Source organism: Nostoc sp. DedQUE05 (genome assembly GCF_034530955.1).
Lineage (GTDB): Bacteria > Cyanobacteriota > Cyanobacteriia > Cyanobacteriales > Nostocaceae > Nostoc.
In genome coordinates this window covers 20,660-41,195 of the sequence record NZ_JAVRCB010000006.1, presented here as the reverse complement: position 1 = coordinate 41,195, position 20,536 = coordinate 20,660, and the positions used below count along the sequence as shown (strand labels likewise).

Genomic DNA, 20,536 nt, shown 5'->3' with positions numbered 1-20,536 from the left:
GTTGCCTTGGCAGACTACTAGGGTATCTGTTAACAGCCAAGGCTCTGGTGTAGGTGGCGATATACAAGTTTCAGCCCGTCGTATTAACCTAGATAACAATGGAGACATTACCGCTGCTACTCAATCAACTAATGGTGGAAACATTACTGTCAATGTGCTGGACTTGTTGCTAATGCGCCATCAAAGTAACATTTCTGCCAGTGCTGGCGAGGGGCAAGCAGGAGGAAATGGTGGAAACATTACAATCAATGCTCCAAAAGGTTTCGTAGTTGCCGTTCCTAGAGAGGATAATGATGTAAAAGCTCAAGCTTTTACAGACCGAGGAGGAAACGTTAGCATAACCAGCCAACGCAGATTTGGTCTTGAGTTTCGCGAAGATGATACGCCACTCAGCGATATTACAGTTAGTTCTAGATTTGGAGAAGACGGTACTACACAACTCAATGACTTGAGCATTGACCCCAGCCGTGGACTAACACAATTACCTGAAACACCCCGCATAGTTGAACTCTCCGAAGGCTGCCAAGTCAGTGACGGAAAAGAAGCCGTGCAGTTTTTTGATATTGGACGTGGAGGAACGCCACCTAGACCAGATGAACCATTAAACATTGATAGTTACCTTATAGAGTGGAATCAACTTGATGCCGAAAAAAGTAACAGCTTGAGCTTTCCGACAATAACCAATATTACCAGTAACCATGAGAATATTCGTGGAAAAATATTTACTCCTAATTGGGAAATTGTTAAGACAAATCAGTTACCCACAGCAATTACCCGAATGACAGCATTTTGCCAAAGTCAGTAGACCGAAAAGTTCTGCGAACGCTGTGTGATAGAGTTTTTGTAAAGTATTGAGGTGAAGAAGCAAAATTTTTGAGTTACAGGATTATTTAGTTTGGCTGTGACTGCAACTACTCTAGTTATAACTGATAGCAAAACCTTGAACAAAGTAGTTAACTGTTTAACATGAAACCTATAATTTGAGGAGTAAATTCGATTGGTCAAAGTTGGTGAATATGATGATGCTCAAGCTTATAGAGTGATTAATTTTTGTGATTTAGAAACGAAAACCAAGTTTTGTATCAGTATTCAACATTTCTGTATCATCAACTAATCTTTTTTGGCGATCGCAGAACTTTTCGGTCTACTGAAATTAACGATTTGCGATTTACTGCTACACCAGAAGACTTGGCCAGATGGGAGTGGGTTTTTAAGGAAATGGAGAAACGCAGACTAATGTTCAGAAAACTGCGAACTGTCAAGATTAGCCAACTGGACAACTTATAAATCGCCATTTGGTCTAGCTGCTTCCAGATCAAGCCTTGTTAGGCTAACTGCTAAGGCAATCAGCTTTGAGTACCTATGGCTACCAAAACACTGACCAAACCTAAGCAAAGACAAAATTCTCAAAATCGCTCATGGGAAAACCTGACAGATCGCCGCAAACTGCGCCATATTGAAAATACACTCGATAAAGCGATCGCATCCTCAATTCAAGATGATTCTATCCAGTCCCACGAAGACTTTAAAGCCTATGTAGAAAATTACAGCCAGGAATCGGGTAAAGCCCCCATCACAGTAGAACTCTGTGTAGGAGGTGGGGATGATGACGAGATTAGAGGCTATCGCTTCTACCTCACTAATGATCCGAACCACAGAACCAGTGGCAAATACCTGATTAAAAACCTCGAAGGAATTACCAGCAAAGATGAAAACTACTTCACCCCTTCTAACATTGCAGAAATTTGCGGTTTTGCTGAAACAGAACTAGACGATCTCGATGATGAATTAGAAGATGACCTGCTCGATTTAGATGAAAAAAATGAAGAAATAGATGATACAAACGATGAACTAGACGACCTATTAAATGACGATTTCAACACCACACTTGATGACCTAGATGACTTAGGTGAAGAAGACGAGCCATCTGTTAGTCGTGTTAGCGCAGCACAAACTAAAACTCAAGCCAAAACTTCAACTAAAACCCAAAGTAATTCTCAGCCTAAAACACAACCTAAAACTCAGGACAGAGCTAAGACCAATAAAACTGCTGCCAAAAACTCCAAATCCAGAGAGCCTCTAGACGAAGCTTCGCGTTTAAGTGCCACAGCTGCCACCAATGGACGAGAAGTAAATGGGGTGAATTTGGCAGGCTTAACAGGTCAACTGGCATCTCTGGGAATTGCGGTAGGACAAGGTGTTTTGGAACAGCTAGCAGCCGAGGCTGATGAAAAGCGGCTGGAACAAATTCTCAAAGAACTGCAACAGCAGAATGACCGCGTAGATAACATAGCCAGTCGCTTGCAAGAAGCAAAGCCGGACTCACCAGAGTCTCAAAAGTCTCAAGATTTTCAAACTGTATCTGAAGAATCAACCGCAGACAATCCACTGGCTGTAGCTGCTACCAAAATCGGCTCTAAAGTAGATAATCTTGGTTCCCAACTAGACCCTAAATACCAATCTCAACCATTTGAATTAAATAAGGATGCCAGTGTCAGCGAACAGCTTGACCAAATTGAAGCCTACCTGAAAGTTCTTTCCAAGCGACTTGACCGTTTAGAAATGGTAATTAGCCGATTGGAAAAACAGATGGCAGCACCACCAAATAATTCTACTGTTGTCGAGTCACAAACTGATGCAGATATTGTCCAACTTAACTCTGCTAACCAGCCACCACCAGACGTTGACATTTTAGAACATCTAACGAAACGCCAAGCACAGCAACAGCAAGCCGCTTGTGCCGATGCTTTAGTGGGGTTTGCCAAAGTTGCTGGTGAGTTATTTGACCAATCTCCCCAAGCAGGTATCGCCATTTCCAGTAACAAAACTTTATGGGTAGAAGCACAGGACAAGCAGGTAGCGATGCCTGCGGCGGGCGTAGCCATCGCCTTAGAAAATACCCAAGGTGAAACACTCTTTGCTGGTACTCGTACTCAGGGACAGTGGGCGATCGCACAAGACAATCTCAGCCCTGATGAAAAGACTGGCATTTGCAAACTGCCACAGTCGAAAGAAGAATACGCCCTCAAAGCCAGTACCCAAGCATTGATTCAAAAATTTCAAGAACAACTACCTAACCGATTTAACAGCAACGATGAACCGACATTCACCTGGACTGAAAAGGGCAAAGTCAAGTACGAGTTTGAAGTAGTAAAACTGCCCAATGATACACGGCTACTTCAAGGATTTAACCCTAATCGTAACGATGAACAAGTGCTTGATGCCGTTTTAGTACCAGGGCAGCCCCCAGAGATTTTGCAGTGCAGCATCCCCCTGCGTGAGATAGAAACGCTACTGGACAATCAGCAATCAACTCGCTCTACCCAAGCCCCGGCTGATAAAGATACTGCAAGGCAACGCCAGAAACAAACTCAAAGAAAAGCCAGCAAACCAGAAATGCAAGTTTAATTCTACAAACGAGAAGAGAAAAATGAACAACACAAAATCTCACATTTCTCAGTTAAAACTGCTGTCATCTCGGAAATTTTCAACCAACTTGAGAAACCTGAAAATCAACCGCACGGACTTACTTTTCATTTTACTATGTCTTGCGATTGGAATTTATTTGTTAGCTACCAAACCCATATTCGTCACTATTTTGGGATGTGCCACCATTGTTTTCTTGAGTATTGGGTACCTAATTCGGACAGTACCAATTCTAGAAAAGTATTTAGGTAGAAAAATTCGCTTTTGGCATATTGTTGCCGCCATTATAACTGTTACCGCTTTACTCGATACCTTTACAACTCCAGCCCAAGCTATTTTCTTAAGCGGGTTGGAAAGCTTCTTCAACAATTTAGCTCAACAAAGTTCCCAAGCAGGAGGCGGTTCCACTAGTACTTTGGATGCCAACGTTGTTGGTTTAACATTCAACCTCATCAGAGGTGCATTCTTGCTACTGGTTGCTGCTGCTTCCTTATTTGCTTACAACCAAGCACAGCAAGGTAACGACTGGCGACCGATTGTTACTCAAGTTGGTTTAGCGTTCTCCATCGTAATTGCCATTGATGTTATCACTTTCATATTTGTGGGTAATGGCACAGGAACAACATCAGCCATCAGGTAAACCCAACTTGAATTTTATACCCATTAAATAAGAATTCAGAAGTCAGAAAACATTCGTCAGAATTCATCAGTGGGGGATGAGCATAGTTGGTCTAGACAACTTTGAGAGGTTATTGACAAGAAGAAAAGTCCTATTCTCCCCCTTATCTTCACTTGTCACTTCTTGGTTGACTGACTACTAATGCAGCACTAGAGAATTACACAAATATGGCACAAGACAATCGAGAATTCATCAAAGTCAATCGGATTCTGGGCAAGCAAGCCAGCATTGGGCCAATTCCGGCTGAACAGTTACTTCCTTGGATTGCCATCATTGTAGTTTGCTATGTTCTCACCAATGGTTTACTCAGTTTGGGTATGGGTTGGTTCTTTGCCACCTCATTCTGGCTAATTCTCAGCTGGTGGATTCTTACAGGCAAACAGCCCCATCAGTTTTTAGATCGATGGCGTAATCCACCGGGAACAGAGTGGTGCAATAGTAACAGCATTTACATCTCACCGATTCCCGAATATCGACCCTGGTGGGTGCGTCGGCGCTACGCAGACTCGCAAGTGCAAATCCGATTCAAGCCGCTGATTGTACCGAATCAATATGGAGGCAAAAGTAAGCTCATGCCCTTCCAAAATGAGGTAAACATCTGCTGTATTGCAGAAATTAAGAAGGATGATCGTGAAGTGGCTGCCCTGTTATTGGATAAAGGCAACTCTCAGTATCAACTCGTGTTTGGGTTTCGCATCGCTGGACTGCATGACATGCTGCATGAAAATGAGGTCAGCGAATTTGCCCACTCTATCGAAGAGGGTTTGAAAGAACTACCTCCCGGTGAAAAAATTACTTTTTGTACAGGCTGTTATAGTGATGATACTGAGTCATATCCCCTACAGACAGGCTCTACCAAGCGAGTACCGCACAAACGCCAAACCCCGCTTACTGCCTTAGCAGACGATTGCCACTTGAAACCAGTTTCTGTGCTGCTTCGCAACGAGCAATTGCGGGTGGAACAACTCAAGGAAGCAGGTTCTCGCCAAATCTGGAACCAAATTGCCTTCTGTACTTGGACGAGCGATGATGAAGCTGGTTCACAGCAAAAGGATTTTGTGGGTGGACTGATTGAAAAATTCAGAAAATTTGGCTCTTGGGCAGTTGAACTGATTACAGGGAACAAACGCATTTACCAAGAGGAGTTTTTCAAAAAGCTATTACTGCAAGGGTTTCAGCAAGGATTTATCCAGTGGGAATTGTTACTCAATACCAAAATTGGCTTAGAAGTAACACCTTGCAATGCTACAGATTTGTGGCAATGGCTTTGGAATCGATTTAATGAAGGTGCAGCACCTCCTATTCCCCAAGTCATTACACTCAAGGAGACTGAGACGGGATTGGAGTTAACAGAAACCCTAACCACCGACAAGCACATCTGTACATTACTGATTGAAGGACAACAGGGACGTTCCGCTTGTCCCGAACATCGGGGAGATAATGACCGAGTTTACCTCACAGGTAAAAGCAAGGTTTGTGGAGTCATGGTTGTAACAGATCCCCCCGTCGGTTGGTCTAATGCCCAAGAGCAGCTAAAGTGGGTCTGGAAAATCCTTGCTTCCAGCTACGTTCATGATACAGAAGCTTGGATTGAAATCAGCCGCAGCAACGACTTCTTAATCCAAGACAACCTAGCGCGTCAGGCAAAACAATCCAAAACAGCCCGCACTTTAGCCATAACCAAAGGACAGGGACGGGACGTTGGAGCGGAAATAAAACAGGAGGAATCCTTTGAAGCCCAACGACGACTTTATGAAGGGACAAAAGCGTTGCACTGTGCGCCTGTATTTCTAGTTTATCGTCACAGCGCCCAAGAGTTAACCCACGCTTGCAACTTGTTAGCTAACAGTTTTGAGACTGCCAAAGTAATTCGAGAGCGTAATATTGCTTGGGAAATTTGGCTGCAAACCCTGCCGATTACCTGCAAATGGTTGCTGCACGGAGGCAATCTCAGCGAACGCAGAATAACTTTAGATACCCATACTGTGGCTGGGATTATGCCCCTAACTGTCCCCAAGGACATCGATAAACAAGGTGTGGAATTCCTTACCAGTCGTGGTGGCAAACCTATTTATGTGGACTTATTTCACCAGCAGATTGGACGCGCTCTAATTACAGGTACTTCCGGCTCAGGAAAGAGCGTTTTGGGATGGCGCTTTGCTCTAGAGGCATTAGCGAACAATATTCCCGTTGTTGGTATGGATATCTCTGCCAGTGGTAACAGCACTTTCAAGACGGCAATTGAACTTTTGGGCGAGCAAGGAGCATATTACGATATTTCCAGTGGCAGCAGTAACCTACTGGAACCCCCAGATTTGCGACGGTTCGACAAGTCAGAACGGGAACGGCGCATGGAATCTTGGAAAGACTTTATTCGCAAAGCATTAACAGCGATCGCAATGGGTAAAGTCGAAAACCCCCATCTGGCTCAACGGGTTGATGCCTTGCTAGTCAAAGCTTTGGACGTATTTCTAAAAGACCCAGAAATTATTACTCGCTACAACCGAGCCTTTGAGATGGGTTGGCTTTCACCAGAATGGCAGCAGATACCCACGCTACCAGATTTCGTCAAGTTCTGCACTAGAGAGCGCCTTAATCTCAGATCCTTTGAAGAAATTGACCGACAGGCACTCAACCAAATCCAAAATCAGGTTAGCGCTTTACTCGCATCTAGGTTAGGGAAAGCGATCGCTCGTCCCAGCACTTTTTCCCCATTACCGGCGATTAAGTTCTTTGCCCTCAGTGGATTGAGTAACGAACAGGATGCTTACTTGATGGCAATTAACGCCCATAGTGCCTGTATCCGTAATGCCTTATCCCATCCTAAAAGTTTGTTTATTGGCGATGAGCTTTCAGTGCTTTTACGTAAAGATGGCTTTGCCCAGATTATAGGCGAAACCTGTGCCACGGGAAGGAAAGAAGGCATTGCTGTTCTACTGTTGTCCCAAGACCCGGATACCATTTGCGAGTGTTCAACAGGCGCTCAAATTATGCAGAACATGACCTACCGGATTACCGGACGTATTACCAGTAGCGGTATTGCTTCTTTCCAACAGTATCTGGGCTATCCCGTCAATATTATCAGTCAGAATGCGACTGAAGCATTTTTGCCCCGTACCAGCGACCTTTATTCCTGCTGGCTAGTAGAAACAGGTGGTAGATTCTGGCGTACCCGCTTTTACCCTGGAGAAATGATGCTGGCTAGTGTTGCCAATAACCAAGATGAACGGGAAGCACGAGAACGGGTGATGGCTCAGTATCCAGATACCGCTAAAGGCAATTTGTTAGGACTGAGAGCGTTTACTGATGCTTACATTCCTGCTTTGAAGGAAAACAAAGGCTTTAAGCATATTGGTCAAGAGATACATCAAACCACAGCATTGCGTGATTGGGTAAGTCCTGCGGACATCCACCAAAGTGGAGCATCTCTGCAACAAGAAGGCGATCGCCGAGAGAGTAACGATGACCAACAGGCTAAAAGTAGCCTGATTGCAAGTTGATATATCTAAAAACTGCATTAAGGAAGGTGAATCATGAAATTTAAACTTACCTTTATCAGATTGATAGCACCGATTCTAATTTTGTCACTTGGTTCTATCGCCAGTCCAGCCCTTGCTCGCACTCAAGACAACGGTCGAGATCCAGTAGCTGCTGCTGTTAGTAATAAAACTACTGGTAGTAGTATTTTCACCGCAGACACAGCATCTCAAATCAGTGATTTTGTGGGAGATGTCAAAAATTTCGCTCAAAATGACCTATTTAATCCTCTTGGCAATCTGCTCAATTCTGCCTTGGGTGCAATTCAAATTCCAGATTTAAACAAAGTTTTGGCAGGAATTATGAACGGTTCAGCCAACAACGACCCTGGTGCCGTGCTGTCTGAAACTTTGGAGAACAAAACCAATGGTCAAAGCTCTTATGGTATCCGTGAAGACCTTGGTAAATATGCTACTAGAACAGTTGCCACAGAAATCGCTAATCAGGCTACTTTGAGCCAAACAGCCCAAAGTCAGATGGCTCAAATTAAGCAAGCTACTCAACAAGATACTCAAGAAAGCGTCAGCTTAGGTGAGGAGTCCCAAAGTTTAGATGTCACCCAACAGATTTTGCAAAACCTATCCCAACAGACTGCCCTTAGCAGTCGCGTCAACGAGCGGATGCTTATTGAAGCCCAGCAAGCACGCATTGACAGGGCATTGAGTAACACCTTAACCGCTCAAACAGCCAAGGAACTTTCAGCCATCAATACTGCCGATCGCCGTAAGAGTGTTGCCGCAGGCAACGCTGCCACTCAACAGGCGGGGTTGTTGATCATGCCTGGTGGCATTACCCTTGGTGCCAATCAGTAGCTTTGACCAAAGAGGCAGGGGAGCAGGGGAGAAATATTCTGGAATTCCCCAGCAATCCAGGGTTTCAAGCCCCTAAATTTATTTATGGGGTTTTCCCCCCTGCTCCCTGCCCCCTGCCCCATTTCCTCTTTGATGACACTCATGATCCACATTATTGCTCAATCATTTCCAGTAACAGGCGGAGAATCCGATGCCCTAGAAATTATCTCCAGTTCTTTAGAACTTTCTCGTGCCACAGTTGAGTCGTGGAATACCGTCTGGCTAGTTACTTTAGATCCCCTCGGTTCGGCATTATGGATTGGCTTGATTAAATTGGGCATCACCTTGGGAGCCGCCAGCATCTTATTTGTGGCGCTAACCACTGGCAAAGAAATCATTGAAAAGCAATCATGGTCAGAACTGGCATCAATCTTTGTTTGGCCCATCGTGATTATGATTTTCTTGGGGGCCAACGGCAATATGCTGGCGAAGACAATTACTGTTATCCGAGGCTTCGCTTACAACCAAGTGCAAAGCGTTCTTCAGCTTCAAGTTGGTGAACTAACATTTCGAGATGCTATTACCAATGTGGCAATTAGCAGTATCGCTAGACAACAGCTAGAAAACCTCTATAGCGAATGTCAAGGAAAAGTCGGTACAGAGTTAGTTGAATGCTGGAACTCAAAGCAAATCCAGGCACAGGCAATTGTTACCAAAGCTGAAGAGCAAGCTAAATCTCCACTCCAACCACTACGAGATTTTGGTAGTTTTCTCTGGAATAGAACTTTGCCCGGTCAAATCGGTACTGCTGTTCAGTTTGCCAACGATCCAGGTAGTGTGTTTCGAGATACTGCCATCCCCATTATTCGCTTTATCCTATATGCCCTGCAATGGGGCTTTGTAAATATTTTGGAAGCTGCTCTGCTGCTGACGGCATTATTTGCACCGATCGCAGTTGGTTTATCTTTACTGCCATTACAAGGTCGTCCTATTTGGGCATGGCTGACAGGGTTTATTTCCTTGTTTGGCGTTCAACTTGGTTACAACATTTTAGTAGGTTTAGCAGCCGTCGTCCTGGTGAAGTCGGGTGCTGAATTAGCATCTGATGTAGCATTTTTATGTTTCCTAAGCATCTTTGCACCCGTTTTAGCGGTATTGATAGCTGGAGGTGGGGGAATGGCAATCTATAACGGCATTTCTGCCAATGTCAAAGGCTTAATCGATATTTTTAGCAGTGCCATTGGAACTGCAACCAGTATTGCTCTACTCCGTAGGGGGTAATACCAATTTTGGATTTTAGATTAAAAACCTTTAACACAAAGCTGTTCCAGAATTCTCAAACAATACTACTTATGCCAATTTGGTATGACTCTGCAAATTAAACGACTTCAAGCTCCATTGCTTCCAGAAGCCAAAAACCTGCTAGCTGTTTGCTTTATCTGCCTAACTGCATTTAACGGTTTGATATTTTTGTTGACTCTATTCACCGCTTTCAGGGTCCATAAAATCGCCGATCGCAAGACGACCTTTGCCCAGTTAGTAAATGGCGAGACAATCTACATTTCCGAGCAAGACCGCAACTGGCGCTATCCAGCTGTAATTCAAAAGGTAGTTAGTGACTGGACAACCCTAACATTTAACTGGGATGACAAACTCACTGGCACTAATCAACCAGACCAAGGCATTCAAGTTGGTAGAAATGGGCGGATTCCCACAAATACTTGGTTTGCTTCCCTGCTGCTAGAACCGGAATTTGCCAAAGCTTCTCTACCGAAGATTGCCGAATTAGTTCCTACTAGCTTCTTTTCAGGTCAGCTGCGTAGCACCACTATTATTTCCTATCTGTCAGAACCGAGAGCAGTACGACCTGGGGAATGGGAAATAGACATGATTGCTACCCGCATTTTAGTTGACCGCACAACTGGTAGAGATGAGCGTATTCCTTTTAACCGCACCTTTACCGTCCAAGCAGTGGAGATTCCCCGATCTCCTTTAGGTAAAGAGGCCCCCCTTGTAGAACAGAAAATTTATGAAGTGCGATCGTCTGGACTGCAAATTACCAAGATGGTTGAGTTCAATTCTCAGCAACGACGCTAAAGTAAAAAGGTATAATTATGAGCAATTCAAATCAAAACCATGAATTTGACTACCTAAACGAAAATTCTGCTGATTATTCGCCGGAATTCAACAGTACTAACGGCAATCATCGCTCTACCCAAGCCACTTTGGTCGCTGATGATGATATCAGCCCTGAAGAGGAGCAGTTGTTGGCAGGTTATAACCCTACCGCAAGTGACCTCATTTCCGAAGAATATCGCTTGAAACAAGATGCAGAAGGAGCAGTAGAGCGACCTTTAGCAGAAAAACCTAGTGTGCGACTAGGTTCAGTAGTTGCCTTAGTGGGAATGGTTATTGGCTCTGTAGCACTGATCTGGTTTGGATTTCTCCAACCGAAACCTCCTGTCAAACAAGTAGTCCAACAGCTTACTACATCTCCAAAAGACGAACCAGTTTTGGATGAATCTGCCGAACTTAAAAGCAGATTAGCGTTTCAAGACCAACGGCAACAACTCAAAGTAGAACCTGTTGCTGCTAAATCCCCAACTCCAACACTACAAAATAAACCCAAACCAACGCCATCTCCACCTCCTCGTACAGCACCTCAAACTTTTTCACCGCCCACAACTCCTGCATCACGCACAACACCAATAACTCCTGTAAGAATTTCTCAACCTGCACCTCCAGTAGTGCGGTATATTTCTCCAAATCCTGTAAGTTATAAAGCTTCACCACCAATACAACAACCTGAAAGTAATGTCGATCCTTTCCAGCAGTGGAACCAACTAGCTAGCCTGGGACAGTCGCAAATCGGTAACTATAAAGTAGCTGAAACTCAGCCAGAAGTTGCAGTTAACACTCAAACTCCAACAGCCTTGAAACCAACAGCTAGGGCATCCATTTCCACTCCACAAGACCCTGGTATTCAAACAGTTTTAATTGGCTCTAAAAGCACTGACAGTAAAACTGATAACTTGACTCCAGGAATGGTAGGTATCCTAAATCGTACCCCTGCATCTTCAGCCGATCTCAATGTAAATGAAACTAAAGAGGTAGCACTAGGTACATCTGCCCAAGGTAGAATTATCATGCCGATGATTTGGGATCAGGAGGGGAATAATCCCAGCGATCGCTTTGCTATCGAATTAACCAAACCTCTCACAGCCACAGATGGCACGGTGGCACTCCCGGCTGGTACTGTTTTAGTAACGAAAACAGTGGCAGTAAGTAAAAAGAATAACTTGGTATCTGCTAGTGCGATCGCCCTTGTTTACCCTGACTCCCAAGGCACAGTCAAACAGGAAACCATTCCCGCTGAGACTCTATTAATTCGCGGTCGAGGACAAAAACCGTTAATTGCTAAAAAGTTGAATGATGTGGGGACAGATATTGCCCAACAAGATTTACTAGTTGGATTACTTAGTAGTTTAGGTAAGGTGGGAAGCATAGTGAATCAGCCCCGTACTCAATCTAGCACTGTTGTTTCTAGTGGCACTTTTAATCAAAGTACTATTACTAGTAACTCTAATCCTCAGATTTGGGCGGCGGCGCTAGAAGGCTTTTTTAGTCCAATCAGTGAACGTATGTCTAAACGCTCTGACCAAGCAGTACAGGAATTACTACAACGTCCAAATATCCAGTTTTTACCTGAAGGTACAGAAGTCTCGGTTGTCGTCAATAGTTTTTTAAAAGTTGAACGATGATACCAATTTGGTGCGGGTAGTCAGCAATTTAAAATTCGACGTTGCATAAATGCGGGATGAATTGGCGGTTGAAACCATTGAAAATTCCTGACAAATTGGACGAAATCATCCCCTGATTCACTAATGCTTAAAATTCAAACAAATTGGAATCAATTCATATACAGCATCCTGGTTATTGAATAGATACAAACTGAACGTTCTACAACTTAATATTTGAGATTACTGGAACAGCCTATAAGTCAAAACTTCTAGTCCAAAATTAAAAATTGGTATGAAACTATTTGCCACTCTTGTTATTACTAGCACCACAATACTGTTTGGGGTAACGATACCTGTTGTATATGCACAAGCACAAACTCCTGCATATCGCTTGATTGAACGGGATATGGCTGCAAACAATAGAATTCAGGTTCAAATTACTCCAGGACGTGCTACGCCCATTAGCTTCACTCAAACCGACGAGGCAATCGCCTACATTTTGGTAGCAGATCCTTCACGATTGGTCTACACCACAGATACAGATTTAAAAAGCGGACGCGCCACAACCATCTTTCTGAGGGCAATCCAACCACTAAAGTTTCCAGGGGCTACCACCACTGCCATTACTAACTTACTTGTCCAAACTGTAGACAAAACGGGACAAAAACGACTCTACAACTTCGATATCGTCCCAGTGCGTAGAAACACTGGGTATGTTGGTATTCAGATTGCAAATGTCATTGGCTCCGGCACTGCGCTAAGACGCGGAGCGGCTTCTGAAAGTAGCGCGATCGCTGGACAGCAGACACTATTAATAGATAAAAATCGCAGAGCGAGAGTAGATGATATTGAAACCGGGTTGAGAATTGCTATTAATCGGGGTTACACCAACAAAAGCGATCCAGTTGTTCCTAAAGTGCAGCAAGTTTTATCTCTGTTACGAAATAGCAGAGTAACAATAAAAGAAGCAGCTACATCTGTTGGTATTCCAGTTGAGGTTATTTCTGAATTAGGGAGAATCGCCTTAAATGACCGCCTACTCAGACTAGGACAGCAACGCTAGAGGTTATGCACTGGTTAAAATACATTTCTTTTTTCTAAATTCAGATAATTCAAAATTTGAAAATAGAAAAATCAATTAATGCAAGAATTTTGAATTGGTAATTTTGAAGCAGGGAGATAGCGACGGTCAAAAAGGCAACTGAGTGATAAGTCAGTAAGCATTACTTAATGCGATTATTTGAGAATTTGTTGAGAACACAGGCTTCTTAATGACAATATGTGTTCGCCCTAATCTGGATGCTGATGCTAGGTATTATCATTTTCCCCTTTGGTGATAATTCTGTAAATCACTGTCTAATGACCAGATAAACACTTCACTCATTTGGAAGAGATTACAGGACTTATGAAATTCCTGAATGATGCTGAAATCACCGAAACTGGTTCCTTCTTGCTTATTAGGAGCTTTGTTTTTGCCAGCCAGATCGGGGAAGTTGTCAATCCACTCCAATATCTCTGCCGTGTTTGGGAATGTAGTAGGTCTCCAGGGAGCTACGCCTGTGAATGCCTCTTTAACTTCTTTAACAAAACGTAGAGCGGTTTTCCTTCGCATTGTGCCATCGCCGTTCTGGGCAATGTGGTTGCCTGTTTCAAGTATCGTCGCCATAGGCAACAAAAAAGTACAGCCAGATTGAGCATAGGTCTGAAAATCTTCGAGAACTGATGCTCTATGCTGATTATAGTTGGGAACGTTTAGTATTTCGAGGAATATGCTGGTATCTATTAGGCAGATACTACTCATTGCTGTACTCCTGCAAACGAGACAGCCATTCCATAGCTTGCTGTTTTCTATCTTCAGGTGTGTGCGGCGACTTGACGAACCGATCCACTACCCCAGCAGTTACCAGTTGACCGAGCGGCCCCTGAGATATCAGACTTGGGAAATCGTACATATCCCCAAGCCGTACAAGGCGGCTATCTCCTGACTCTGGATCTCGGAAACAAAACACTACATCACCGAGAGCCGCATCAGGTAAGGCATCCATTAGGGCTGGGTTATGGGTAGAAAGCAGCACTCGTAACTTCCGTCGCTCGGCAATATCCCGGATACTGGTGAGTAAATGCTTGGCGCGGTTGGGATGAACACCGTTGTCAATTTCCTCGATTACCACTAAACTACCAACGGGTGCCGATAGCATAGCAGCAGTTATAGCCAATACCCGCAAAGTACCATCGGATAACAATGCCGCCTCACAATAGCGACGGGTATTGCCAAAGGTTTCTGCTAGTCGCACCATGACTTCATCCCGTGGGCCGAAAAGGAAATCTAGCCCATCTATAGCCTGTTCTGGTAGACTCTGGATAAAGTTGAGAATTGCCTGTTGATTTTCGGCTTGGTTCTCCCACAAGCGATACAGGACGCTGGAAAGATTGGTACCATCTTCTTGTAATCGCTTATCAGATTTGAAACTGTACTCGCGCATTCTGGCGGGGACGGGATCTAGAAACAGGATGTTCTTTAAAACTCGTTGATATTCGCGGACGGTTTCAGGAATTATCTTTTGGGATTTGGGGTACTTTGGATCAAAATGGGCAGGGGTGTCTAATTGCACGAATATAGCCATCTGATCGCTGCACGTTACTCGTGGCTTGTTCTTCCCTTTTGTGAAGTTGTTATATGCGACACCAACATCAGTCCCTACTCCTTGAGAAGGCTGATCTAGGTCATATAGCGGCACTTGACTTGTCGAGCCAACGATTCGCTCACTACTGATGTGCAGTTCTCCGTCACGCACATTCAGGGTTATATCGAGTTGGTTCCAGTCTGGGTAGTCTAAACGGCAACCAATGGTAAAATTTGACTCTCCCCGATGGCACAAGTCATTTACTCGACCGCGCACAACGCGCTCTGCACTATTTACTGCATATTGAATGCTAGAAAGTTTTTGTCCTTGTGCCAGCCATGACAGAAAGCGCAGACCTTCAAGGGCATTACTTTTACCTGCGGCGTTTGCACCTATTAGTACTGTCAGCGATCCAAGGGGCAATCGGCTTGTACTGTAGCTTTTGAAGCTGGCGAGGGTAAATTCTGTCAGCATGGCACTCATCTTACGATTATCATCTCAAGGCTCAATGGTGGAGGGAGGCGAAGAGGGCATCGAGTTCTGACAGTGAGGCGTGGTGACTCATCTCTAAAGCCCGTTACTGTGAGTCGGTTATTGTGCAGGTTCCGAGTTGGGGACAAATAATCTCTATTGCCTTACTCTTGAAAAAAACAATTCTGTGTTCGTTATCTTCAGAGTCTCCTAAAGTGACTTGTTTACGGATGCTCATGTTTTTCATATCAGAGACGGTATTCTCAAAGAAATCCGATTGATGCCCACAGTCGCAACGAAAGGATGATGGATACAGTTCTATTGCCATCTTACACACCATGACTTTCCCCGCCAAATACTACCATGCTAATCAGGCGATATTTGACGGGAATAGTAAGGTAATCAGTGGGGTATTCAAGCAAGAATACCTCACTCGCTAGCTGAAAGATGTCCAGAAAACCCCCTGAGATCAAACCAGGATACTGTTATCACATTACCATTCGCTGCAATAACCGTGAGTTTCAGTTAACTCACCACGAATGCCGTCAGGTGATTGCTATACTGTTGATCAAATTTTTAACACCTCTATGATCTTATCCACAAGTTCCATTGGCTTAATTGGCTTGGCAATAAAAAGTTGAAACCCTGCTTTTAAAATACGTTGCTCATTTTTGGCTTCAGCAAAAGCAGTGAGAGCGATCGCTGGAATTTGTCCCCCTTGCTCTATACTGCGGGAGCGAACCTGACGAATCAAGGTAAAGCCATCCTCATCTGGCATACTGATATCACTAATCAGTAGAGCAGGCGATTGCTGTTCTAAAAGTGCCAATGCTTCTTTTACTGATGCTGCCACTAATACATCTGCCCCGGCGCTCTGAAGAACAGTCTGCATTAACATCCGAGCATCTGCATCGTCATCCACAACCAGAATGCACAAGTTCTGCAATTGGGCAATTTTCTGATTGCCATGCAGCAATTCTCCTACGACTAGTTCGTCATTACTCAACTGCTTTGTCATTGTCACGATAGGTAGCCTCACCGTGAAGGTCGAACCCTTGCCGAATCCCGCACTGGCTGCTGTGATATTGCCATTGTGGAGTTCTACAATTGTGAGAGCGATCGCAAGTCCTAACCCTAATCCACCAGCAGAACGAGTAGTGGAAGCGTCACGCTGACTAAACCGTTCAAAGACGAATGGTATAAATTCTGCTTCTATACCCCTCCCTCTATCAATAACAGTAATCTGAGCCTGAGACTCAACTTCCTCCAACCTCACCTCTACACTTTCATTCTTGGAACTAAACTTGATTGCATTTGAAAGCAAATTCCAAACCACTTGTTGTAAACGAATGGCATCACCCAAAACGTTGGACACAGCAGCATCAAGATGTAACTGAATTTGAATGCCTTTTGTTTCGGCTGACAATCGAATAGTATCTGCTGCTGACCGAATTACACTTGCTAGGTCAACAGGTTCGATTTCCAAATTCATCTCGCCCTTCTGCATCCTAGCCAGATCCAGCAAATCGTCAATTAAGCGAACTTGTAGACGGGCATTCCGCTCAATCGTTTCCAGTCCCTCAATTTTCAGTGCTTCATCCATCTCAGATTCAGTTAGCAATAGTTGCGCCCAGCCGTGGAGATTATGCATGGGAGTACGTAACTCATGAGACAAGACAGCGACGAATTCATCCTTTACTCGATTTATTTCTGCCAGTTCCTCAGTCTTTTGTCTCAGTTCTTCTTCTACACGCTTTTGTTCAGTGATATCAATACCGATTAAAAATGCGGCTCTGTTTTGGTCATATTTTTGAGCCACAATTAAATAACTACGATCTGCGCTTATGGATTTCAACTCATATAATGCTTCAGATTGATTTCCAGCAAAGAAATTTTGCACAAATTCACGAAACCCATTACCACTAGCTAAGAAACCAATATCTTGACCAACAAAAGCTTCGGGAGGCAAATTAAAACTATCAGCTAAGTGCTTGTTTACACCTAGATAGCACAAATCGGAACTGACCCAAGATACAATTCCAGGTACAGCCTCCAGTACAGTCTGCAACTGATCTCTAGCCGCTTGCAGTTTTTTTTCTGCCTGGTTGCGCTGGGTAATATCTAAAAATATACTTACACACCCCCGCACTTTTCCATCTTCATCAAATAAAGGGGCAGCATACTGCGATAGGTTAATTCTCACACCATCATCACGAACCACCTCGATCTCAGAATCCAGTATTTCCACACCATGAGTGGTAGCATATTGCATAGCCAGTTCTTCTGGAGCTAATTCTCTGCCTGACTGGTAAACTTTAAAGTTAGTTGGACGTTCATCATTAGGAGCGCTGAGAGAGGCATTTGCGTCAACAGGTATGCCAAGCAGTTTGGCAAGAGCCGGATTAGCTCGAATAGTTCGGCATTCTGGATCTTCTGCAATGCCAATGCCAGTTGGAATCACCTCTAACAAAGTTTGTAGTTCTTTAACTCGTCGATTTAAAGCTTGGTTTAACTTGATAATTTTTGCTTCTGCTTGTTTGCGGTTCGTGACGTTTTGGAAGATTGCCAAGCCCGTCAGAATTTTGCTATTTTCATCTTTGACTGGAAAAGTTTGTATTAGATAAACTTGATTGTTATAAGGGATTTCAATACACATTGGAGTACCCTGTAAGGTACTACGGTAAGCTGGTTCTATTAGATCGTAAGTCTCAGGGAGAACAGTTTCGTGCAGCGTTTTACCTTGGAACTCTTCTTTTGGTAAACCAAAGATTTGCAGTTCTGTACCCTCAGCACCCATAAAGCGCATATCTCGATCAAAGAGAAAAACTACTCCATTGGGTAGATTTTGGGTTAATGTTCGGTATAGTTCTTCACCTTTACGAAGTGAACGCTGACTCTGTAATAAATCTTTTAGATTAATTTGGGCTTCTGTTTTGTCAGTATCTGACTGTTGTTTGCTTGACTGAAAGTTAGCAGTTAGCACACTGATTAATAGACCCTCGATAACAAATAATACAAATTCCAGACTATTGAGAGTAGAAGATGGGTTTGTAAAAAAGTAATGACTAGCTAAAGCAGCCAAAAATACTGATGTCAATCCTGAAATGATACTACCGTACCAAGTACTTATAGAGATAGCAATCACCCACAAGCTGAAAGAACTTGTGATTCCGGTTAGATGCTCTAGTCCCAGCTTTACTAGCAAGGTTACTCCCACACTGAAAAATGCAATCCTGTAAGGCAGGTATTTTTGTTTGATGAATAACATAGAGATGGGAGCAACGCTCCAAAGTGAGGCTGGATAAAAACGAGCGATGTCTACGGCGGGCCACGCCTATGCTAAAAACTATTTTAAGTGTAATAAATATTTAGTATATTTAAATACGTGCTAATGCGTAATGAGGTCTAATGTATGGTGACATGCGCGAAAATTTGTAATCACAAGAATTAAAGTAGGATTTCTGAGTAGCAATAATTTTAAGGTTGAAGATGTTTACCTTCATAGAAAAAAATATATGTGCAACTCCAGATTTAACTAAATCATCTGAATGTTAAAAAACTTTCAATATATTGATTGCTGATGATGCCCAATGGATATGAAAACATATTCCTCAAACCAGAAGGAGTATTGTTTTTCGGAGAAGTAAAACCAACAGCTATCGCTGCATTGAGTGGATCAATTAATGGAATTAGCGAAGCGATGATGATCCAAACACTTCCTACTTTCGCTGCAACAAGTTCTTTTCCATTTCAACTCACCCAACAGCAGCAAAAAGCTTTAGATGCAATGTGGACATTTATACAGCCAACTGTGATGGCTGCTTTATTTCTGCTGGTTGGCTATGCGGGAACCGGCAAGTCAACTATTGTATTCCAACTAGTTAAAGTTCTTGTCGCTGCGGGTAAGCGAGTTGTACTGACTGCACCCACTAATAAAGCTGTAGGTGTGCTGCAACGTATGGCGGCAGAAAATGGCGTAACTGGGGTAGAATTCTTCACCATTCACCAGTTGTTAGGACTGGGTATGGTAACTAGAGGTAAAGAGAAAGTACTTGACCAAACTGGGCCTTCTTACATCAATCTATTTGATGTTGTCTTTATTGATGAATGTTCCATGATTGGCAAACAACTCTGGCGCTGGATTGAGGATGTTGCTAACCAATCATCCACCTGGACAAAAATCAAAATTATTCTCATGGGCGATCCAGCACAGTTAAATCCAATTAATGAAGGAAAATCTCCTAGTTTTCAAGTGCCAGATAAAGCAGTTTTAACTCAAGTTGTGCGTCAGGGAACTGGTAGTCCTTTGTTAGAGTTTGTCACCGCTTCTCGCTATGCAGTTACCAAGAGCAAGTATCCTTTTGAGCCTTATGCCAAATATCTGCCTGATAAAAGTAATGGGGCGCTGATGGTTAAACGTCAAACTTTGCTGCGTTATGCCTGCAAAAAGATGAAGAGAGAATTTGCTCAAAACCCAGATTGTTTCCGAATTTTATCCTGGACTAATACTCAAGTTGACTTTTACAATCAGCAGATTCGCACACATTTATATGGTGAAAATATCAATCGCTTTATTCCTGGAGAGAGATTAATCACCAGAGATCCTGTGATGGCTCCTGATGGTAAAACTACGATTCTTTCTACATCTACAGAGTTTACTATTTTAGATGTTTTTGGCGATCGTTACAACAACTATGATACTTGGAGGTTAAAGGTAGAGACAGATGAAGGGATTGTGCGTCAAATCTATGTTCTGCATGAAGATGAGCAAAAACAATTTGACCAAGAAACCAAACGCTTACTCAAAAGTGCCAAGCGTAATCCCTTTCTGTGGAAGCAGTACTACAAACATTCAGAGCAGTTTGCCAACATCAGAAACTGCTTTGCATTAACTGTTCACAATAGCCAAGGTAGTACTTTCTTAGAAGCGGGTATTGATGGTAAAGATTTGAGTAAGCGACTTTATCCAGAACGAGGAGATGACAGTAAGGCAGTACTGGCCAAGATTAGAGAGTTTAATCGTTTGTACTATGTTTCTAGCTCACGGGCTAGACAACGGATATTAGTTATCCGGTAATAATTGTGTATAGCAATCTCGACACAAAATTCCGATTAATCATTCGTGAACAATGAGAACCCCGATTTATTAGATAAATTGGGGTTCTGTGCCTTGTAATTTTCACAAATCAAATAAGCTAATGAGCATTTAAGTTGCATGAAAGCAGGGCTTAAACCTTTACTATAAGCGAATAAATCTGGAAAAATAAA

At 43.3% G+C, this 20,536-nt stretch carries 14 protein-coding genes; 10 read left to right on the top strand and 4 right to left on the bottom strand.

Annotation, left to right across the window (positions count from 1 at the left end; genetic code table 11):
* Position 1: 1 nt before the first annotated feature.
* Positions 2-805 (top strand): hypothetical protein, encoded by an 804-nt coding sequence (locus tag RMZ42_RS06120; RefSeq protein WP_322670566.1) that lies wholly within the window; start codon positions 2-4, stop codon positions 803-805.
* Between the two features lie 301 nt (positions 806-1,106).
* On the opposite strand, the gene RMZ42_RS06110 is transcribed toward RMZ42_RS06120, so the two are convergent.
* Complete coding sequence (locus RMZ42_RS06110) at positions 1,107-1,295, bottom strand: hypothetical protein (protein WP_322670565.1); 189 nt, start codon at positions 1,293-1,295, stop codon at positions 1,107-1,109.
* A 67-nt stretch (positions 1,296-1,362) separates the two neighbouring features.
* On the opposite strand from RMZ42_RS06110, the gene RMZ42_RS06105 reads away from it, so the two are divergent.
* From RMZ42_RS06105 to RMZ42_RS06070, 8 genes are all read left to right on the top strand, one after another.
* Positions 1,363-3,408: a hypothetical protein gene (locus RMZ42_RS06105; protein ID WP_322670564.1), complete on the top strand. Its 2,046-nt coding sequence runs from the start codon at positions 1,363-1,365 to the stop codon at positions 3,406-3,408.
* A gap of 22 nt (positions 3,409-3,430) precedes the next feature.
* The gene (locus RMZ42_RS06100) at positions 3,431-4,066 is read left to right on the top strand and encodes a hypothetical protein (protein ID WP_322670563.1); all 636 of its coding nucleotides are present in this window, start codon (positions 3,431-3,433) and stop codon (positions 4,064-4,066) included.
* Between the two features lie 206 nt (positions 4,067-4,272).
* Positions 4,273-7,605, top strand: coding sequence for a hypothetical protein (locus tag RMZ42_RS06095; protein WP_322670562.1), 3,333 nt, complete (start codon positions 4,273-4,275; stop codon positions 7,603-7,605).
* A 33-nt stretch (positions 7,606-7,638) separates the two neighbouring features.
* On the top strand, positions 7,639-8,454 hold the full coding sequence (locus RMZ42_RS06090) for a hypothetical protein (protein WP_322670561.1): 816 nt from the start codon (positions 7,639-7,641) through the stop codon (positions 8,452-8,454).
* A gap of 141 nt (positions 8,455-8,595) precedes the next feature.
* Positions 8,596-9,714, top strand: coding sequence for a hypothetical protein (locus RMZ42_RS06085; protein ID WP_322670560.1), 1,119 nt, complete (start codon positions 8,596-8,598; stop codon positions 9,712-9,714).
* A gap of 84 nt (positions 9,715-9,798) precedes the next feature.
* Complete coding sequence (locus RMZ42_RS06080) at positions 9,799-10,530, top strand: hypothetical protein (RefSeq protein ID WP_322670559.1); 732 nt, start codon at positions 9,799-9,801, stop codon at positions 10,528-10,530.
* Between the two features lie 17 nt (positions 10,531-10,547).
* On the top strand, positions 10,548-12,194 hold the full coding sequence (locus RMZ42_RS06075) for a TrbI/VirB10 family protein (protein ID WP_322670558.1): 1,647 nt from the start codon (positions 10,548-10,550) through the stop codon (positions 12,192-12,194).
* Between the two features lie 271 nt (positions 12,195-12,465).
* Positions 12,466-13,236, top strand: a complete 771-nt coding sequence (locus RMZ42_RS06070; RefSeq protein WP_322670557.1) for a hypothetical protein — start codon at positions 12,466-12,468, stop codon at positions 13,234-13,236.
* Between the two features lie 255 nt (positions 13,237-13,491).
* Here the strand turns inward: RMZ42_RS06070 and RMZ42_RS06065 are convergent, their stop codons facing one another.
* From RMZ42_RS06065 to RMZ42_RS06055, 3 genes are all read right to left on the bottom strand, one after another.
* On the bottom strand, positions 13,492-13,974 hold the full coding sequence (locus tag RMZ42_RS06065; protein ID WP_322670556.1) for a hypothetical protein: 483 nt from the start codon (positions 13,972-13,974) through the stop codon (positions 13,492-13,494).
* A complete protein-coding gene (locus RMZ42_RS06060) occupies positions 13,967-15,271 on the bottom strand; it encodes an AAA family ATPase (RefSeq protein WP_322670555.1) in 1,305 nt (434 codons plus the stop codon). Before RMZ42_RS06060 ends, RMZ42_RS06065 begins: the two co-directional genes overlap by 8 nt.
* A gap of 565 nt (positions 15,272-15,836) precedes the next feature.
* Positions 15,837-18,536 carry an ATP-binding protein gene (locus RMZ42_RS06055; protein WP_322670554.1) on the bottom strand — a complete coding sequence of 900 codons (2,700 nt, stop codon included), beginning with the start codon at positions 18,534-18,536 and terminating at the stop codon, positions 15,837-15,839.
* Between the two features lie 312 nt (positions 18,537-18,848).
* On the opposite strand from RMZ42_RS06055, the gene RMZ42_RS06050 reads away from it, so the two are divergent.
* Entirely contained in the window at positions 18,849-20,345 is a 1,497-nt protein-coding gene (locus RMZ42_RS06050; protein ID WP_322670553.1) for an ATP-dependent DNA helicase, read from the top strand.
* The last annotated feature ends 191 nt before the right edge of the window (positions 20,346-20,536 follow it).